We start from the raw sequence: 16,027 nt of genomic DNA, 5'->3' as shown, positions 1-16,027 counted from the left end.
CGCCCGCCGACGGGCGGATCAGGCCAGGCACGGATCAGGCCAGACGCGGATCAGGCCAGGCGCGGATCAGGCCAGGCGCGGATCAGGCCAGGCGCGCCTCGAGGGCGACGAGCTCCGAGCGCAGCGCGGTGAACGCCCGGGCGCGGTGGCTCCGGGCGTTCTTCTGCTCGGGTGCGAGCTCCGCCGCGGTGAGGGCTCCCGAATCCGGGACGAAGACCGGGTCGTAGCCGTGCCCGTTCGTCCCGCGCGCAGCGAGCGCGATCGAGCCGTCCCAGCGCCCCTCGACGACGATCTCCTGACCGCCCGGCAGGACGGAGTCGGGCACGACGAGGGCGATCGTGCAGCTGAAGTGGGCGCCGCGGTGCTCGGCCTTCACATCGGCGAGCTGGGCGAGCAGCAGCTCGAGGTTCGCGGCGGCGTCGTGCGCCCTGCCGGACCAGCGCGCCGAGAAGATGCCCGGCGCGCCTCCGAGCACGTCGACGCAGATGCCGGAGTCGTCGGCCAGCGCCACGAGACCCATGTGCGCCGCGGCGGCCCGCGCCTTGATCAGGGCGTTCTCGGCGAACGAGACGCCGTCCTCGACGGGCTCCGGGCCGTCGTACGCGCGGACGCCGACCTCCGGCAGCGCGCCGGCGAGCATCGCGCGGAACTCCTCGACCTTGCCCGCGTTGTGCGTCGCGAGCACGAGATCCAGGCTCACGCGCCCGGCTCCGCGGCGAGCGCCTCCGCCTGGATGCGCGCGAGATCGGCGGCTCCCGCGACCGCGAGGTCGAGCAGGGCGTCGAGTTCGCGGCGGTCGAACGGAGCGCCCTCGGCCGTGCCCTGGACCTCGACGAAAAGGCCTCGGCCGGTGACGACGACGTTCATGTCGGTCTCGGCGCGCACGTCCTCGACGTAGGCGAGGTCGAGCATGGGCACGCCGTCGATGATGCCCACCGAGACGGCCGAGAGGCTGTCGATCAGCGGGGTGGCCCTCTGCCCGACGTACTTCTTGCCGCGCGCCCACTCGATCGCGTCGACCAGCGCGACGTAGGCCCCGGTGATCGCGGCGGTCCTGGTGCCGCCGTCGGCCTGCAGCACGTCGCAGTCGACGACGATCGTGTTCTCGCCGAGCGCCTTCATGTCGACGACGGCGCGGAGGCTGCGGCCGATCAGCCGCGAGATCTCGTGGGTGCGCCCGCCGACCTTGCCCTTGACCGCCTCGCGGTCCATCCGCGAGTTGGTCGAGCGCGGCAGCATCGCGTACTCGGCGGTGACCCAGCCCTTGCCCTTGCCCTGGAGCCAGCGCGGGACGCCGTTGGTGAAGGAGGCGGTGCAGAGCACCTTCGTGTCGCCGAACGAGACGAGGGCCGACCCCTCGGCCTGCGTGCTCCAGCCGCGCTCGATGGTCACGGTGCGCAGCTCGTCGGCCGCGCGGCCGTCCTTGCGCTTCACGGCAGTGCTGGCGGTGCTGTCGGTCACTGGGGGCTCCCTGTCTGCGGCGCGGCCCGATCGAGCTCGCGCAGATTGATGGTTCCGGTCTCGACGAGATCGACGCTCGAGACCTCGGGGCCGAGGAACCGGCGGGCGAGGCGGACGAAGTCGCTCGATCCGGTCTCCTCCCAGCGGTAGCTCGGCGGGGCTGAGGCCGTCCGCTGCAGTCCGTGCGCGACGAGGGTGCGGTAGACGTCGAGCGCGGTCTCCTCGGCGCTCGACACCAGCCTCACCTCGGGGCCCATCACGTAGGCGATGGCGCCGCGCAGCAGCGGGTAGTGCGTGCAGCCGAGGACGAGGGTGTCGACTCCGGCGGCCTTGAGCGGGGCGAGGTACTCCTCGGCGACGGCGAGCAGCTCGTCGCTCCAGGTGATCCCGGCCTCCACGAACTCCACGAAGCGGGGGCAGGCGGCGGTGACGAGCTCGAGATCGGGTGCGGCGACGAACGCGTCGTCGTAGGCGCGGGAGCGGATCGTGCCGACGGTCCCGATGACGCCGACGCGGCGGTTGCGGGTGTCGCGCACGGCGCTGCGCACCGCGGGGTGGATCACCTCGACGACGGGGATGCCGCGGCCGATCGTGTAGCGCTCGCGCGCGTCCCGCATCATCGCGGCCGACGCCGTGTTGCAGGCGATCACGAGCAGCTTCGCCCCCTGATCGACGAGCGTGTCGAGCGTGTCGAGCGCATAGGCGCGGACGTCGGCGAGCGGCTTGGGCCCGTACGGGGAGTGCGCGGTGTCGCCGAGGTAGACGATCGACTCGTTCTGGAGCTGGTCGATGACGGAGCGGGCGACGGTGAGCCCGCCGACCCCGGAGTCGAAGATGCCGATGGGTGCGTCCGTCACGGGAGACGAGCCTACCGGCGGGCTCGTGGAACACTGAGCCCATGGATGCCACGTCCTTCCTCACCGACCGCTACGAGCTCACGATGGTCGAGGGCGCTCTCGGCAGCGGGACCGCCGATCGCCGCTGCATGTTCGAGGTCTTCGCCAGGAGCCTTCCCCCCGGTCGCCGCTACGGCGTGCTCGCCGGCACCGGCCGGCTCCTCGAACTCGTCTCCCGGTTCCGCTTCGGCGACCCCGAGCTCGACTGGCTGCGCGCGAACCGCGTCGTCGACTCCAGGACCCTCGACTGGCTGGCCGACTACCGCTTCCGCGGCGACGTGTGGGGCTACCGCGAGGGCGAGGTCTACCTCCCCGGCTCCCCCGTGCTGATCGTCGAGGCGCCCTTCGCCGAGGGCGTGCTGCTCGAGACGCTGGTGCTGAGCGTCCTCAACCACGACAGCGCGGTCGCGAGCGCCGCGGCGCGCATGGTGTCGGCCGCCGACGGCCGGCCGCTCGCCGAGATGGGCTCGAGGCGGGCCGGGGAGCGCTCGGCCGTCGCCGCCGCGCGCGCCGCCTACATCGCGGGCTTCGGAGCGACCTCGAACCTCGAGGCCGGCCGCAGCTGGGGAGTTCCGACGATGGGCACCTCCGCCCACGCCTTCACACTGCTCCACGACTCCGAGGAGGAGGCGTTCCGCGCGCAGGTCGCCGCGCTCGGACCGGGCACGACGCTCCTCGTCGACACCTACGACGTGACCGCCGCCGTCGACCTGGCCGTGCGGGTCGCCGGCACGGGTCTCGGCGCCGTGCGCATCGACTCCGGCGACCTGCCCCAGCAGGTGGCGGCGGTGCGCGCCCAGCTCGATGCGCTCGGCGCCACAGCGACCAGGATCACCGTCACGAACGACCTCGACGAGTTCGGCATCGCGGCACTGGCCGCCTCCCCCGTCGACTCCTACGGAGTGGGCACCTCGGTCGCCACGGGATCCGGTCATCCGACAGCCGGGATGGTCTACAAGCTCGTCGCGCACGAGGACGACGCGGGCGAGTGGGTGGCCGTCGCCAAGAAGTCGGTCTCGAAGGAGTCGATCGGCGGGCGCAAGGCTGCCGGACGCCTCCTCTCGGAGGACGGGATCGCGCTCGAGGAGGTCGTGCACGTCGGCGCCGGGCCGGAGGGTGCGGTCGGCGACGGCGAGCGCGCGCTGCTCGTCCCCCTCGTCGAGGCGGGCACGATCCGCTCGGAGCACCTCGGTGCTGCCAGCGTCGAGGCGGCTCGGGAGCACCACGCCAACGCGGTGCTGGAGCTCCCCCAGGACGCGCTCCGGCTCGGCCGGGGCGACCCGGTGCTGCCGACGCGCTACGCGTGAGGCGCGCCCGCTACTTCATGCGGGAGTAGATCTCCTTGCAGGCGGGGCAGACCGGGAACTTCTCGGGATCGCGGCCGGGCAGCCACTTCTTGCCGCAGAGGGCTCTGACCGGCTTTCCGGTCAGAGCGCTCTCGAGGATCTTGTCCTTCGGCACGTAGTGCGAGAAGCGCTCGTGATCACCGGGTTCGATGGTCTCCTGGTTGAGGAGCTCCTCGAGTTCGCGATCGAGCGTGGCGGTTCCACCGCCTCCCTCGAGGGGGTCGGTGCTGCTGTTCTCGGGGCGGGTCGTCATGCCCTCGATCCTACGCTCGCACCCCGGGGGCGGGCGGGGCCGGCCGCGAGGACCGGCGTCAGTACCGGCTGGTGAACGAGACGAGCTCCGCGGCCCGCCGGTCGAAGAGCGCCCCGCCGATCAGCACCCCCAGCACGAAGACCACGAGCGCGCTGCCGAAACCGGTGAGCAGCGCGGTCTGCACCGCCTCCTGGTCGACGAAGAGCGCTCGGACGGCCAGCACCACGGTCGGCGCCGAGAGCAGCAGCCCGAGCCCGAAGGCGAGCGCCTGCGGCCCCGCGCCGCTCGCACCCGGTGCCTGCGGCTGCACGAACGCGCTGTCGCCGGGGCGCGGTGCCGGGTAGGCGAGCCGCGCCGAGAGCGCGCTGGCGACTCCGGCCGGCACGAGGAGGAGGCAGGTGTTCGCGGCCAGCAGGACCGGGAACGACCGCTCCAGGCCCGAGGTCGCGCTGCTCACGAGCGAGCCGAGCAGCACGATCGGCAGGCCGAGCAGGAGCGTGGGGAACGCCCGGCCGATCCGGTCGGCGCGCCCGCGGACGCCCGCGGCGACGTGCAGCCAGAACGCCGAGCCGTCGTAGGCGGTGTCGTTGTGCAGGAACCAGCCGAGGAAGAGGACGACCAGCGGGACCGGGAGCAGCGACAGGAGCGGGAAGGGCACCCCGACGACGGCGAGCAGCACGAGCGCGACCACCGGGAGGAGCGGGACGGCGACGAGCGACGCCTGGTAGCGGGGGTCGCGGAGCCAGTAGGTGACGCTCCGCGCGGCGATCGCGCCGGCGGGCGAGGCGGGGAGCGCGTCGAACCAGCCCAGGCGCAGTCCCCTCGCCGGCCGGTGCGTCCGCTCCGGACGGGTGATCAGCAGCCGCACCATCAGCCACCACAGTCCGGCCGCGGCCGCGAGAGTGACCAGCGCGACGGCGAGCGACGGCAGGGGGTCGCCCGACTCGGCGTCGGCGGCGAGGGCCCACGCCGCGCCGAAGGGCGACGCCTCGAGCGCGGAGGCGACCGTGTCGAGGGCCCGAGAGCCCGTCCCTCCCCAGTCGAGGCCGGTCACGACGACCAGTGCGGCGGGCACCGCCAGCAGGAGCACGAGGCCGAGGACTGCGAGCAGCTCCCTCGCGGTGCGCGACGGGACGAGCGCGGCGGAGGCGGCGAGACCGATCCGCGCGCAGAGCGCCGTCGTGAGGACCCCGAGGAGCGGTCCGAGCACCGCGAAGCCGCCGGCACCCGGGAACAGGGGCACCAGCGCCGCGGCGACGACGGCCAGGGCGAGCACCGGCGCCGAGACGAGACCGGCCAGGGCGAGCGCCGCGGCGAGCCGCGCGGCGGGGATGCCGAAGAGCCGGAACGACCGGGGGTCCATCGGGTCGACCGGTCCGAGCAGGAACGGGAGCACGAGGAAGCCGAGGGTCAGGAGCGCGCCGGCGACGACCACGGCGTCTGCCGCCGACTCCGACGACGCCTCGAGGGAGCCCACCCCGAGCAGCAGCGCCGCGGTAGCACCGACGACGACGAGGAGCCCGAGGACGGCCCCGCCGGACTGCGCGGCTCCCGAGCGGAAGGCCCCGAGCAGGACGTCGAGCCTCAGCCGGAGAAGTCGTGCAACCACTGCAGCCCCTCGGCGATCTGCTTGCCTCCCGCGAGCTCGAGGAAGCGCTCCTCGAGGGTCGCGGTCCCGGCGACGTCCTCCACCGATCCGGAGGCGAGCACCCTGCCGCCGACGATCACCGCCACGTCGTCGCAGACGCGCTCGATGAAGTCGAGACCGTGGCTCGAGAGCACGACCGTGCCTCCCCCGGCGACGAACCGGCGCAGCACGGTGATCACGGCCGCGGAGGAGACCGGGTCGACGGACTCGAACGGCTCGTCGAGCACGAGGACGCGGGGCGCGTGGATCATGGCGCCGGCGAGGGCGACCTTCTTCGCCATCCCCGCGGAGTAGTCGGAGATCAGGCGACCGAGCGCGTCGGTCAGCCCGAGCGCATCGGCGAGCTCGACGATGCGCCGCTTGGCCGTCGGCCGGTCGATGCCGCGCAGTGCCGCCGCGTAGTAGAGGAACTGGGCGCCGGTCAAGCGGTCGAAGAGCCGCAGCCGGTCGGGCAGGACCCCGATGAGCTTCTTCGCCGCGGCCGGGTCCTTCCAGACGTCGACCCCGTGCACGCGGACACTGCCCGTGTCGGGGCGCAGGAGGCCCGTCATCATCGACAGGGTCGTCGTCTTGCCGGCGCCGTTGGGGCCGATGATCCCGTAGAAGGTGCCGGCGCGGACCTCGAGGTCGATGCGATCGACGGCGACCGTGCGGCCGAACGTCCGCGTGAGGGCGTGGAGCTCGAAGACGACGGGAGTGGCGGCGGCGGCGTCGGGAGCGGTGACGTCCGGAGCGGCGCCGGGAGCAGCGGCCTCCGGAGCGGCGGCTCCGGCCGCGGCGGCGTCCTCGAGAGCGGTGAGGTCGGGAGAGGCGGCGTCCGGAGCGATCGCGGGCTCTGCTGCCGACTCCTGTCGGAAACCCTCGGCGTTCGTCGCGGACGTCATCCGGCTACGGTACCAAGTCGCTCCGACGCCGACGGGGGCGCGCCGGAGGCGGGGAGCGGGCTCCGACACGGCCGGTCAACCACCCTGGTCTTCGAGAGCGGGAACTGTACACTAAGAGTTCACCCAGGGAGCACCGAGATCGATACACAGCGGTTAAATCGAGGAGACGACACGATGGCACACAGAGACACTCGAGGCGGCGATGACACTCGAGGCGCCGACGCCGTCGGCACCGGCCGGACGAGCACCGGCTCCGGTTCGAGCAGCATCCCCGCCACCGTCGTCATCCTCGCCGCGGGCATGGGCAGCCGTCTCGGCCGCTCCCTCCCGAAGCCGCTGACCCCCCTCAGCGACGGCCGCACGATCATGCAGCAGCAGTTCGACAACATCCACCACGCCTTCGGTACGAAGGTGCCGGTGAGCATCGTCGTCGGCTACAAGCTCGAGCACATCATCGAGGCGTTCCCGTCGGCGTCGTTCGTCTACAACGAGCAGTACGACCAGACCAACACGTCGAAGAGCCTCCTGCGTGCGCTCCAGGCCTCCGGCCAGGGCGGGGTCCTCTGGATGAACGGCGACGTCGTGTTCGACCCCCGCATCCTCGACCGGGCCGCCGTGCTCGTCGCGAAGGACACCTCCTTCGTCACCGTCAACACCGCCAAGGTGTCCGACGAGGAGGTCAAGTACACGACGAGCGCCGAGGGCTACATCGACGAGCTCTCGAAGACGGTGCGCGGCGGTCTCGGCGAGGCCGTGGGCATCAACTACGTCTCGGCGGCCGACAAGCCGGCGCTCATCCGCCAGCTGGCCCGGGTCGACGCCCAGGACTACTTCGAGCGTGGCATAGAGTTGGCGATCGAGCAGGACAGGCTGCTCGTCGAGCCGATGGACATCTCCGACCTCTATGCGGTCGAGGTGGATTTCGCCGAGGACCTCGAGCGCGCGAACCTCTTCGTCTGACGCCCGCGGAGCCTCCCCCGGCTCGACCGCAATCGGCTCGAACGGAGTCGGCCGGGAGGAGTCGCGCGCAGTGAGCACGTCCGCACGCGTCGGCGACGCCGAGTCCGACACCGCCGTCCGTCACCGCCGCTCGCGAGCGTGGCGCTACCGGCACTCGCTCTGGCTCCTGACGAAGCGCGACCTGACGGTGCGCTACGCGACCAGCGCGCTCGGCTACTTCTGGTCGGTGCTCGACCCGCTCGTGATGTCGGGCATCTACTACTTCGTCTTCACCGTGGTCTTCGACCGGTCGGTGGGCGAGGACCCCTACATCGTCTTCCTGCTCGCCGGGCTCCTCCCGTGGATGTGGTTCAACCAGGCCACGTCCGACGCGACCCGGGCGTTCCTCCGCGAGACGAAGCTGGTCCGCTCCACGTCGATCCCGCGCACGATCTGGGTCGGCCGGATCGTGCTGTCGAAGGGCATCGAGTTCGTGGCGAGCCTGCCGGTCCTCGTGCTCTTCGCGGTGATCGCGGGCGCGAGCGTCACTCCGGCGATCCTGCTCTTCCCCGTGGCGATCCTCCTGCAGGCGGTCCTCACCCTGGGGGTCGGCCTCCTGGTCGCTCCGCTGGTCGTCTTCTTCCGCGATCTCGAGCGGGCCATCAAGCTGGTCCTGCGCTTCCTCTTCTACGCGTCGCCGATCATCTACTCGACCGCGAACCTCCCCGAGGCGATCCGGCCGCTCGCCGCCCTCAATCCGCTCAGCGGGATCTTCGCCCTCTACCGCTCGACGTTCTTCGCGAGCGAGCTCGACCTGCCGCTGATCCTCTCCTCCGCGCTGATCTCGGTCCTCGTGCTCGGTCTCGGGCTGATCGTCTTCCGCCGTTCGGAGCGCGCGGTCCTGAAGGAGCTGTGATGACGCCTCCCCCCGCGTCGACCTCCGCGTCGACCCCCGCCGAGGCCCCCGTCGTCATCGCCTGCCGCGGCCTCGGCATCCGCTTCCGCCGCAACCGCCGCGGCCGCCGCTCCTTCAAGGACCTGTTCTCGGGCGGTGCCCGGCGCTCGCGACCGGGAGAGTTCTGGGCGCTGCGCGGCCTCGATGTCGAGGTACGGGCCGGCGAGGCGATCGGTGTCGTCGGGCGCAACGGTCAGGGCAAGTCGACCCTCCTCAAGCTGGTCGCGGGCGTGGTCCTGCCCGACGAGGGCGTCGTCGAGGTGCGCGGAGGCGTCGCTCCGCTGATCGAGATCACCGGCGGGTTCGTCGCCGACCTCAGCGTCCGCGAGAACGTCTACCTCACCGCCGGCCTGCACGGCATGTCGCGACGCGAGGTCGACGCCCGGTTCGACTCGATCATCGAGTTCGCCGAGATCGGCGACTTCCTCGACACCCCCTACAAGCACCTCTCGAGCGGGATGAAGGTGCGCATCGCCTTCTCGGTGGTCTCGCGCCTCGAGGAGCCGATCATCCTCGTCGACGAGGTGCTCGCCGTCGGCGACAAGGCCTTCCGCGAGAAGTGCTACGCGCGGATCGAGGAGCTCCTCGCCGCCGGCCGGACGCTGTTCTTCGTCTCGCACAACGAGCGCGACCTGCGTCGGTTCTGCACGCGCGGGCTCTACCTCGACAAGGGCGCGCTCGTTCTGGACGGGCCGATCGACGAGGTGCTCGCCCGTTACGCTGAGGACTACGCGCCGAAACCGCAGGCCGCCGCCGAGTGACGAACGCGCCGGGCCATCCGCGGCCGGCAGACGACGCAGGAGTGCAGGACATGGCCGACCGCAAGCGCAAGCGCGATCTCGAGAAGCGGATCGACGACACGTCGGGTTCGGAGGCGCAGGTCGAGAACGCGCAGCTCGCGCGCATCCTCGATCGGCTGCTGGCCGTCCAGCGCCCCGCGGTGCTCGCGAACATCCGCGCGCTGCGACGCCGTCGGCCGAACGCGACTCCCGACCAGCTCATCACGTCGCTCGAGCGGCAGTACCTCGCCAGCGTCGCCGCGGGCGGCGCGGCCATCGGAGCGACCGCCGTCGTCCCCGGGATCGGCACCATCACCTCCCTCGCCCTGTCGGGCGCCGGGGCGGCGGGGTTCCTCGAGGCCAGCGCCCTCTTCGCGCAGTCGGTGACGGAGGTGCACGGCATCCGCCTCGAGGACCCGGAGCGCGCCCGCGCCCTCGTGCTGACGCTGATGATGGGCTCCTCCGGGAGCGACCTCGTGCGCCAGGTCGCGAGCCAGGCCACCGGCGGCGGGAACGGCATGAACCAGTACTGGGGTTCCGTGGTCACGAAGGGGCTGCCGTCGTTCCTGGTAGGCGAGATCGCCGATCGGGCCAAGCGCTCCTTCACCCACCACTTCCTCGCCCAGCAGGGCGCGGGTCTCGTCGGGCGGGCCCTGCCGTTCGGCATCGGTGCCGCGATCGGAGGCGCCGGCAACGCGATGCTCGGACGCGCGGTCGTGCGCAGCGCCCGCGACGCGTTCGGCCCGGCTCCCCAGGTCTTCGCCAACTCCCTGGTGCTCGAGCCCACGCACGCCGAGCGGAAGGCGCTGTCGGCCGGTCCGGCGGAGCCCCTCGAGCTGTACGTCCGCGACTACGGCGGGGCGGGTGAGCGGGTGGCGCTGCTGCTGCACGGCCTCGCCTCGGACTCGAGGGTCTGGTACGCCCTCGTGCCGACCCTCCACGAGCACGGCTACCGCGTGATCGCGCCCGACCTGGCCGGTCACGGCGGGTCTCCGAAGTCGCCGTCGTACTCGCCGGAGCGCTGGGCGGGCGACGTGCGCGCGTCGGTGCTGCAGACTCCCGACCTCATCATCGGCCACGGCCTCGGCGCGCTGGTCGCGGCCGAGCTCGTCGACGGCTACCGGCCCGAGCGCCTGATCCTGCTCGACCCCGCCTTCTCGGACGCGCGGGGTCTGACCGGCACCCTGCGCCGGACCGGCGCTCTCGCGCAGGTCGAGAAGGGCGACGCCGACGAGGTGCGTCGCCGGCACCCGATCTGGACCGACGAGCAGATCGAGCTCGACGTCTCGGCGCACCGCCTCTGGGATCCGTCCTCGGCGAGCGGTCTGACGGCGAAGGGCGCGGCGGAGGCTCCCGCGGGCTTCACCGTTCCGACCCTCGCGGTGCTGCCGGAGGACCCGCTGGGCCACCCGTCCCTCGCGACGGTGCTCACCGCGCGCGGTGTCGAGGTCCGCGGGATCCCTGGGAGCGGGGCGTCGATCCTGCGCGAGGACCGGGCCGCGCTGATCGCGGAGCTCGACGACCGGATCTGACGGGCCGGAGCCGGACGCGAGGTCTACTTCTTCGACTCCCGCGCCGCGGCCTTGGCCGCCTGCTTCGTCGCCCGCACCTTCGCCAGCGACTCCGGCGACACGATGTCGGCCACCGAGCGGAACGAGTCCTCCTCGCCGTAGGCCCCGGCCGCCTCACGCCATCCCGCCCCGGTGAAGCCGCGCCGCTTGCCGAGCAGCGCCACGAAGATCTGCGCCTTCTGGTCACCGAAACCGGGCAGCGCCTTCAGGCGGGCCAGCACCGTGCGGCCGTCGGGCTCGTCGCGGGTCCAGATCGCGGAGGCGTCCGCTCCCCAGTCGTCGACCAGCGCCCGGCAGAGCACCTGCACCCGCCCGGCCATGTTCGCCGGGTAGCGGTGGATCGCCGGCGGCGTCCGGCACAGCTCCGAGAAGTCGTCCTCGTCGAAGGAGGCGATCGACGCGGCATCGAACGCGGCCCCCGCCTCCGCCAGGCGCTGCTCGATCTTGAGCGGACCCGAGAACGCCGTCTCCATCGCGACCTGCTGGTCGAGCAGCATGCCGATCAGCAGGGCGAGCGGATCCCGGGTGAGGAGCGCGTCGGCCTCGGGGTCGTCGGTGATGTGCAGTGCGGCGTCGGCAGTCATCCTCCAGGGATATCACGGACGAGCCGGATATCACGGACGAGCCGCCGCACGGTGCGATCGATGATCGTCAGCGCCTCCGCGAGCTCCAGATCGCCGGTGCTGCCGTAGCCGAGCACGAGCGCGTCCTCGGTCGCCCGGCCCGAGACCGCGTACTCGTCGAGGGTCGCGACGAGGAGCCCCTCCGCGTGGAGGGCGGCCGCGACCACCGAGGCGTCGAGCGGCAGCGACAGCACCACGTGCAGCCCGCCGTCGAGCCCGCTCGCCGTGCCCCAGTCGACGGCCTCGGAGAAGCGCCTCACCAGCTCGCGCCGGTGCACGTAGCGTCGCCGAGACCGCGTCAGGTGGCGCCGGAACGCGCCGCTCGCCATGAACGCGGCGAGCGCCTCCTGCGTCGGCCCCGAGACGGACGCGTCCCGCTCGGCGTCGATCTCGGCGAGTGCCGCGCGCAGCCACGACGACGCGGGTAGCGCCAGGTAGGCCACCCTCAGCCACGGCGAGACCGTCTTCGAGAACGAGCCGATGTGCGCCACTCCCCCGCCCGTGTCGAGAGAGGCGAGAGCGGGCAGCGGGGCTCCCACGTAGCGGAACTCGCTGTCGTAGTCGTCCTCGATCACGAGGAGCCGCTCGCCGGCCGACCGACGGACCAGCTCCAGGCGGGCGGCGAGGGCGAGGCGCCCGCCGGTGGGGTACTGGTGCGAGGGCGTCACCACGACGATGTCGGCCCCGGATGCAGCCAGCGCTCCGAGGTCGATGCCGTCGCCGACGACCGGGACGCCGACGATCTCGTGGCCCTCGGCGCGCAGCCGACGCCGCACGGCCGGGTAGCCGGGGTCCTCCACGGCCACGCGGACCGGACGGCCGAGCGCGCTCGCGGCCGCTCGCGCGAGCAGGGCGACGGCGTCGGCTGTTCCGCTCGTCACGACGATGTCCTCGGCCCCGACATCGAGGCCGCGGGAACGCCGGAGCTGCTCGGCGATGCTCTCGCGCAGACCGGGATCACCGGTCGCGACCGGGAGGTCGGAGGGGGGCGCGGAGAGGGCCGGCCGCCACGCCGCCCGCCACTCCGGAGTGTCGAGGCCGCGGGTGTCCGGCCGTCCCGGCCGCAGGTCGAGCCGCGCCGGAACCGGCTCGACGGGATCCCGGCGCGGCGACGCCTCTGCGGAGGAGGGAACGACGATCCCGTCGGAGGCGACCGTCACGGCCGCACGCGGGCGCGCGACGAGGTAGCCCTCCCCCACGAGCTGGTCGACGGCCGCGACGACGGTCCCGCGCGAGACGCCCAGCTGCTCGGCGAGCACGCGGCTGGACGGGATCGCGTCGCCGGCTCGGTAGCGTCCGTCGAGCACCGCCGCTCGCAGCGCCTCCGCGAGCGACGCCCGGACGGAGCCGCGTGCGGACGGCGCGAGCAGGAGCGGGATCTCGATCTCCGCCGAGGCCATGTCCTCCTCCGAACTGGACCACTCGTTCGTCGGTCCGTTGGCATTCTGGCAGATCCAGACAGGACGGCACCCTGAGCGGATGGACACCCTCACCGTCACCGACCGCACCCGGATCACCCGACTCCGCGACCGCCAGAGCACCGACCGCGCCGCGCTCGACGAGATCCTCGACGAGGCGCTCGTCGCGCACGTCGCCCTCGTCAGGGACGGCGCCGCGATCGTCCTGCCGATCCTGTTCGCGCGCGACGGGGACTCGCTCCTCCTGCACGGCTCGAGCGGCGGCGGACTCCTGCGCGCCGCCGCCCGCGGTGCCTCTCTCACGGTCGCCGTCACCCTGGTCGACGGACTCGTCGTCGCCCGCTCGACCTTCGACAGCTCGATGAACTACCGGTCCGCGATGATCCTCGGCACTCCGGAGGCGCTCGAGGGCGAGGAGAAGGCCCGCGCACTCGAGCTGCTCGTCGCCCGCCTGCTCCCCGGTCGCGACGAGGAGGTGCGCCCGAGCACGTCCCGCGAGATCGCCGCGACCCTCGTGCTGCGCCTGCCGCTCACCGAGGCGAGCGTGAAGGTGCGGGCGGCAGGCCCTTCCGACGACGACGCGCAGGAGGAGGGCGTCTGGGCCGGAGTCGTCCCGCTGGTCACGCGGACCCTCCCGCCTGTGGCCGCGGCGGGCTCCGACCCGCGGTTCCCGTCGTCGGTCGCGGCGTTCACCGCCGCGGTGGACGGCGCAGTCCCGCCGTTCCGCTGATCGCCGCTACTTGGCGTCCTGCCTCGGGAAGACCACCTTCTGCACGACGATGATCACCGATGCGGCGACCGGGATCGCGACGAGTGCGCCGAGCACGCCCGCGAGCGTGCCTCCCGCGACCGCCGCGATGACGACGACCGCTCCGGGCACCGACACCGCGCGGTTCATGATGCGCGGGCTGAGGAAGTAGGCCTCGACCTGCATGTAGACCAGGTAGTAGATCGCGGCCACCAGTGCCGTCACCGGGGAGGCGAGCAGGCACGCGAGCGAGATGATGATCGCTCCCGTGATCGTGCCGACGAGCGGGATCAGCGAGCAGAGGAAGGCGACGCAGGCCAGGAGCGCGGGGAACGGACCGCCGATCGAGAGCATCAGGATGAAGGTCAGGACTCCGTTGACTCCCGCCAGGGAGACCTGCCCCACGACGTAGCGGCCGACGGCACCGGTGATCTCGTCACCGACCTCGTGCGCCTTGGCGCGGTGCGACGCCGGCGCGAACCGGTAGGCGACGGCCTTCATCGACCGCAGGGAGGCGAGGAAGTACAGCATCAGGATCAGCACGATGATCGCGCCGGTCACTCCGCTCGCGATTCCGGTCCCGACAGCGAGGAGCCCGCCGCCGAGGGACAGCAGATTGCCCGGGTCCCCGATGAAGCTCTGCACGGTCTGGATCAGCTCGTCGACGTCGATGACTCCGCGCAGCTGCTGCTCGAGATCGAGCACCCACTGCTGCGAGGCGATGTCGGTCACGATCCTCGGCGCGCTCGTCACGAACAGGGTCAGCTGCTCGACGAGGATCGGGATGATGTAGAGCAGCAGGCTCGCGAAGAGGAGCACGACCACCGCGAAGACCATGGTGATGGCCAGGGCCCGCGGGATCCGCTTGCGCTCGAGCCACGAGACCAGCGGGTCAAGGCCCAGGGCGAAGAACAGCGCCACGAAGATGTAGGTGAGCACCGTGCTCAGCGAGACGACGAGGCCCCCGAGCACCAGGGCGACCAGCACGCCGAGACCACCGAACAGCCCGATGCGGAACGAGCGGATGGTGAAGACCGGCTTCTCGGCGTCGGTCGACACGACGATGTCGGGCTCGATGGGGGGAGGCGTCGCCACGGCCCTGCGCCGGCGGGAGCGGGCGAAACCGCGCGGGGTGATCATGCGTCGAGCGTAGTAGCAGGCGCGCGGGCGCGATCCGCACCGGACCGGGCCTTGACGCCGCGGCGGCGAGGGGGCGTTCAGCGCTCCGGATCGCGCTCGTCGACCTCCGGGTCGTCGTGGTGCAGGGCGGCGTGGTGCTCCCACTGGGCGAGCAGGTGCTCGATCGCGGCGTGGAACCGGCGGGTGGATGCCCCCGGGCTCGTGTCGCCGAAGTAGTGCCCGACCCAGCGCTCGAGGCGCTCGACCGCGGCCTCGTCGTGCTCGGGGCCGGCGATCCTGCTCGGGAGCGTCGAGGCGTCCTCGGCGAGGAGCCACTCCGCGTCGCCGAGATAGCCGGTCTCGTCGACCTCGGCGTCGGGACTCGTGGGCCGCGTCACCATCAGCGGCCGTCCGGTCGCGAGGCGGTCGTAGACCATGGCCGAGACGTCGAGGACGGCGAGGTCGGCGGCCGCCAGCTGCCAGCCGAGCTCGGCACCCGTGTCGTGCACGTGCCTGGCGGTCGGGTCGGCGGCGTTCGCCGCGGCGATCATGTCCGCGATCCGGCGGTCGGCGGCTCCGTAGTCGGGGTCGACCGCGCCGCTGCGGGGGTGCGGGCGGTAGACCAGGCGGTAGCGCGGGTCGGCCAGGAGCGCACCGACCAGCGCGACGCCGTGGCTCCGGATCGACCCGTAGCCGGCAGCCGGCCGGTCGCCCTCCCAGGTCGGCGCGTAGAGCACGACCTGCCGCTCGTCCGGCGGGAACGGCGTGCGGCCGGCGAAGTGGTCGGCCTGCGGGCGCCCGATCGGCAGGGCGCGCTTGTCGAAGTCGAAGTCCCAGAGCACCCGGTGCAGCCGTGCCAGCGCTGCATCGCCCGCGATGAGGCTGTAGTCGTAGGCCTTGAACTGGTTGGTGGTCATGTACATCTTGTCGCTCTCGCCGTGATTGACGAAGACGTGCCACCTCCGCCCGTACCGCATCATCTGGAAGTTGCGCGAGTTCTGGTTCACGTAGAGGACGATGCGCAGCGGCTGCTCGGCGATCGTGGTCTCGAGGTCGGCGACCGACCGCACGTAGGCGACGGGCACGGGGCTCTCGCGCAGCATCACCTCCGCAGCGGTCGCGTTGCGGCTGAGCAGCACGACCGGGTGCGTCCGCGCGAGCTCCTCGAGCGGCCGGTACCACTGCCGCACCTGGTAGAGGTTGATGTCGCCGTCGGCGAAGTACACGCCGATCTCGAAGCGCCCGAGCGGGAGCGGCCCGCGAGCGGCGAGGAGCCGGGAGACCGCCTGGCGGGCACGCCGCGCCGCGAGCAGATCGAGGCCAACCTTGCGCGCCAGGCCGGCGTCGACCAGCAGTCGATCGAGGACGTCGCGGAAGCCAGCCATCG

At 72.4% G+C, this 16,027-nt stretch carries 16 protein-coding genes; 6 read left to right on the top strand and 10 right to left on the bottom strand.

Annotated features, from left to right (window positions below; translation table 11 throughout):
- Positions 1 to 82 precede the first annotated feature (82 nt).
- Genes rdgB through murI form a run of 3 tightly spaced genes read right to left on the bottom strand, consistent with a single transcriptional unit; the run spans position 83 to position 2,318 of the window.
- Positions 83 to 700 (bottom strand): RdgB/HAM1 family non-canonical purine NTP pyrophosphatase, encoded by a 618-nt coding sequence (rdgB, locus tag B9Y99_RS14200; RefSeq protein ID WP_085477193.1) that lies wholly within the window; start codon positions 698 to 700, stop codon positions 83 to 85.
- Positions 697 to 1,461: a ribonuclease PH gene (gene rph, locus B9Y99_RS14195; protein WP_085477192.1), complete on the bottom strand. Its 765-nt coding sequence runs from the start codon at positions 1,459 to 1,461 to the stop codon at positions 697 to 699. Before rph ends, rdgB begins: the two co-directional genes overlap by 4 nt.
- The gene (gene murI / locus B9Y99_RS14190; RefSeq protein ID WP_085477191.1) at positions 1,458 to 2,318 is read right to left on the bottom strand and encodes a glutamate racemase; all 861 of its coding nucleotides are present in this window, start codon (positions 2,316 to 2,318) and stop codon (positions 1,458 to 1,460) included. Before murI ends, rph begins: the two co-directional genes overlap by 4 nt.
- Positions 2,319 to 2,359: 41 nt before the next feature.
- Between murI and B9Y99_RS14185 the strand changes: the two genes are divergently transcribed.
- Positions 2,360 to 3,664 carry a nicotinate phosphoribosyltransferase gene (locus B9Y99_RS14185; protein WP_085477190.1) on the top strand — a complete coding sequence of 435 codons (1,305 nt, stop codon included), beginning with the start codon at positions 2,360 to 2,362 and terminating at the stop codon, positions 3,662 to 3,664.
- A 10-nt stretch (positions 3,665 to 3,674) separates the two neighbouring features.
- Here B9Y99_RS14185 and B9Y99_RS14180 read toward each other — a convergent pair whose 3' ends face one another.
- The 3 genes from B9Y99_RS14180 to B9Y99_RS14170 are packed head-to-tail and all read right to left on the bottom strand — an operon-like array spanning position 3,675 to position 6,488.
- Positions 3,675 to 3,956: a DUF3039 domain-containing protein gene (locus B9Y99_RS14180; protein WP_085477189.1), complete on the bottom strand. Its 282-nt coding sequence runs from the start codon at positions 3,954 to 3,956 to the stop codon at positions 3,675 to 3,677.
- Between the two features lie 58 nt (positions 3,957 to 4,014).
- Positions 4,015 to 5,565 (bottom strand): hypothetical protein, encoded by a 1,551-nt coding sequence (locus tag B9Y99_RS14175; protein ID WP_085477188.1) that lies wholly within the window; start codon positions 5,563 to 5,565, stop codon positions 4,015 to 4,017.
- The gene (locus B9Y99_RS14170; protein WP_085477187.1) at positions 5,541 to 6,488 is read right to left on the bottom strand and encodes an ABC transporter ATP-binding protein; all 948 of its coding nucleotides are present in this window, start codon (positions 6,486 to 6,488) and stop codon (positions 5,541 to 5,543) included. The genes B9Y99_RS14175 and B9Y99_RS14170 overlap by 25 nt, the downstream gene beginning before the upstream one ends.
- A 267-nt stretch (positions 6,489 to 6,755) precedes the next feature.
- Between B9Y99_RS14170 and B9Y99_RS14165 the strand changes: the two genes are divergently transcribed.
- The 4 genes from B9Y99_RS14165 (at position 6,756) to B9Y99_RS14150 (ending at position 10,693) form a co-directional block, all read left to right on the top strand.
- Positions 6,756 to 7,448 carry a phosphocholine cytidylyltransferase family protein gene (locus tag B9Y99_RS14165; protein WP_129588065.1) on the top strand — a complete coding sequence of 231 codons (693 nt, stop codon included), beginning with the start codon at positions 6,756 to 6,758 and terminating at the stop codon, positions 7,446 to 7,448.
- 70 nt (positions 7,449 to 7,518) lie between these two features.
- Positions 7,519 to 8,343: an ABC transporter permease gene (locus B9Y99_RS14160; RefSeq protein WP_244274924.1), complete on the top strand. Its 825-nt coding sequence runs from the start codon at positions 7,519 to 7,521 to the stop codon at positions 8,341 to 8,343.
- Complete coding sequence (locus B9Y99_RS14155; protein ID WP_085477184.1) at positions 8,343 to 9,143, top strand: ABC transporter ATP-binding protein; 801 nt, start codon at positions 8,343 to 8,345, stop codon at positions 9,141 to 9,143. Before B9Y99_RS14160 ends, B9Y99_RS14155 begins: the two co-directional genes overlap by 1 nt.
- Before the next feature lie 50 nt (positions 9,144 to 9,193).
- Positions 9,194 to 10,693 (top strand): alpha/beta fold hydrolase, encoded by a 1,500-nt coding sequence (locus B9Y99_RS14150; protein WP_085477183.1) that lies wholly within the window; start codon positions 9,194 to 9,196, stop codon positions 10,691 to 10,693.
- A 23-nt stretch (positions 10,694 to 10,716) separates the two neighbouring features.
- Here B9Y99_RS14150 and B9Y99_RS14145 read toward each other — a convergent pair whose 3' ends face one another.
- Positions 10,717 to 11,316 carry an HhH-GPD-type base excision DNA repair protein gene (locus B9Y99_RS14145; RefSeq protein WP_085477182.1) on the bottom strand — a complete coding sequence of 200 codons (600 nt, stop codon included), beginning with the start codon at positions 11,314 to 11,316 and terminating at the stop codon, positions 10,717 to 10,719.
- Entirely contained in the window at positions 11,313 to 12,755 is a 1,443-nt protein-coding gene (gene pdxR / locus B9Y99_RS14140) for a MocR-like pyridoxine biosynthesis transcription factor PdxR (protein ID WP_085477181.1), read from the bottom strand. The genes B9Y99_RS14145 and pdxR overlap by 4 nt, the downstream gene beginning before the upstream one ends.
- Before the next feature lie 79 nt (positions 12,756 to 12,834).
- On the opposite strand from pdxR, the gene B9Y99_RS14135 reads away from it, so the two are divergent.
- Complete coding sequence (locus B9Y99_RS14135; RefSeq protein WP_085477180.1) at positions 12,835 to 13,503, top strand: pyridoxamine 5'-phosphate oxidase family protein; 669 nt, start codon at positions 12,835 to 12,837, stop codon at positions 13,501 to 13,503.
- Positions 13,504 to 13,509: 6 nt separating this feature from the next.
- On the opposite strand, the gene B9Y99_RS14130 is transcribed toward B9Y99_RS14135, so the two are convergent.
- Together B9Y99_RS14130 and B9Y99_RS14125 are read right to left on the bottom strand one after the other, a co-directional pair.
- Positions 13,510 to 14,661, bottom strand: coding sequence for an AI-2E family transporter (locus tag B9Y99_RS14130; protein ID WP_085477179.1), 1,152 nt, complete (start codon positions 14,659 to 14,661; stop codon positions 13,510 to 13,512).
- A gap of 77 nt (positions 14,662 to 14,738) precedes the next feature.
- Positions 14,739 to 16,025, bottom strand: coding sequence for a hypothetical protein (locus B9Y99_RS14125; protein WP_085477178.1), 1,287 nt, complete (start codon positions 16,023 to 16,025; stop codon positions 14,739 to 14,741).
- Between the last annotated feature and the right edge of the window lie 2 nt (positions 16,026 to 16,027).

This window comes from Rathayibacter oskolensis (assembly GCF_900177245.1).
Classification (GTDB): domain Bacteria; phylum Actinomycetota; class Actinomycetes; order Actinomycetales; family Microbacteriaceae; genus Rathayibacter; species Rathayibacter oskolensis.
This window is presented reverse-complemented; position numbering and strand designations above follow the sequence as displayed.

What these genes read in the sequence shown, in the direction of transcription:
- B9Y99_RS14185 (WP_085477190.1), top strand. Translation starts at nt 2,360, where the DNA reads ATGGATGCCACGTCCTTCCTCACCGACCGCTACGAGCTCACGATGGTC.
- B9Y99_RS14180 (WP_085477189.1), bottom strand. Translation starts at nt 3,956, where the DNA reads ATGACGACCCGCCCCGAGAACAGCAGCACCGACCCCCTCGAGGGAGGC.
- B9Y99_RS14170 (WP_085477187.1), bottom strand. Translation starts at nt 6,488, where the DNA reads ATGACGTCCGCGACGAACGCCGAGGGTTTCCGACAGGAGTCGGCAGCA.
- B9Y99_RS14155 (WP_085477184.1), top strand. Translation starts at nt 8,343, where the DNA reads ATGACGCCTCCCCCCGCGTCGACCTCCGCGTCGACCCCCGCCGAGGCC.
- B9Y99_RS14150 (WP_085477183.1), top strand. Translation starts at nt 9,194, where the DNA reads ATGGCCGACCGCAAGCGCAAGCGCGATCTCGAGAAGCGGATCGACGAC.
- B9Y99_RS14145 (WP_085477182.1), bottom strand. Translation starts at nt 11,316, where the DNA reads ATGACTGCCGACGCCGCACTGCACATCACCGACGACCCCGAGGCCGAC.
- pdxR (WP_085477181.1), bottom strand. Translation starts at nt 12,755, where the DNA reads ATGGCCTCGGCGGAGATCGAGATCCCGCTCCTGCTCGCGCCGTCCGCA.
- B9Y99_RS14135 (WP_085477180.1), top strand. Translation starts at nt 12,835, where the DNA reads ATGGACACCCTCACCGTCACCGACCGCACCCGGATCACCCGACTCCGC.
- B9Y99_RS14130 (WP_085477179.1), bottom strand. Translation starts at nt 14,661, where the DNA reads ATGATCACCCCGCGCGGTTTCGCCCGCTCCCGCCGGCGCAGGGCCGTG.
- B9Y99_RS14125 (WP_085477178.1), bottom strand. Translation starts at nt 16,025, where the DNA reads ATGGCTGGCTTCCGCGACGTCCTCGATCGACTGCTGGTCGACGCCGGC.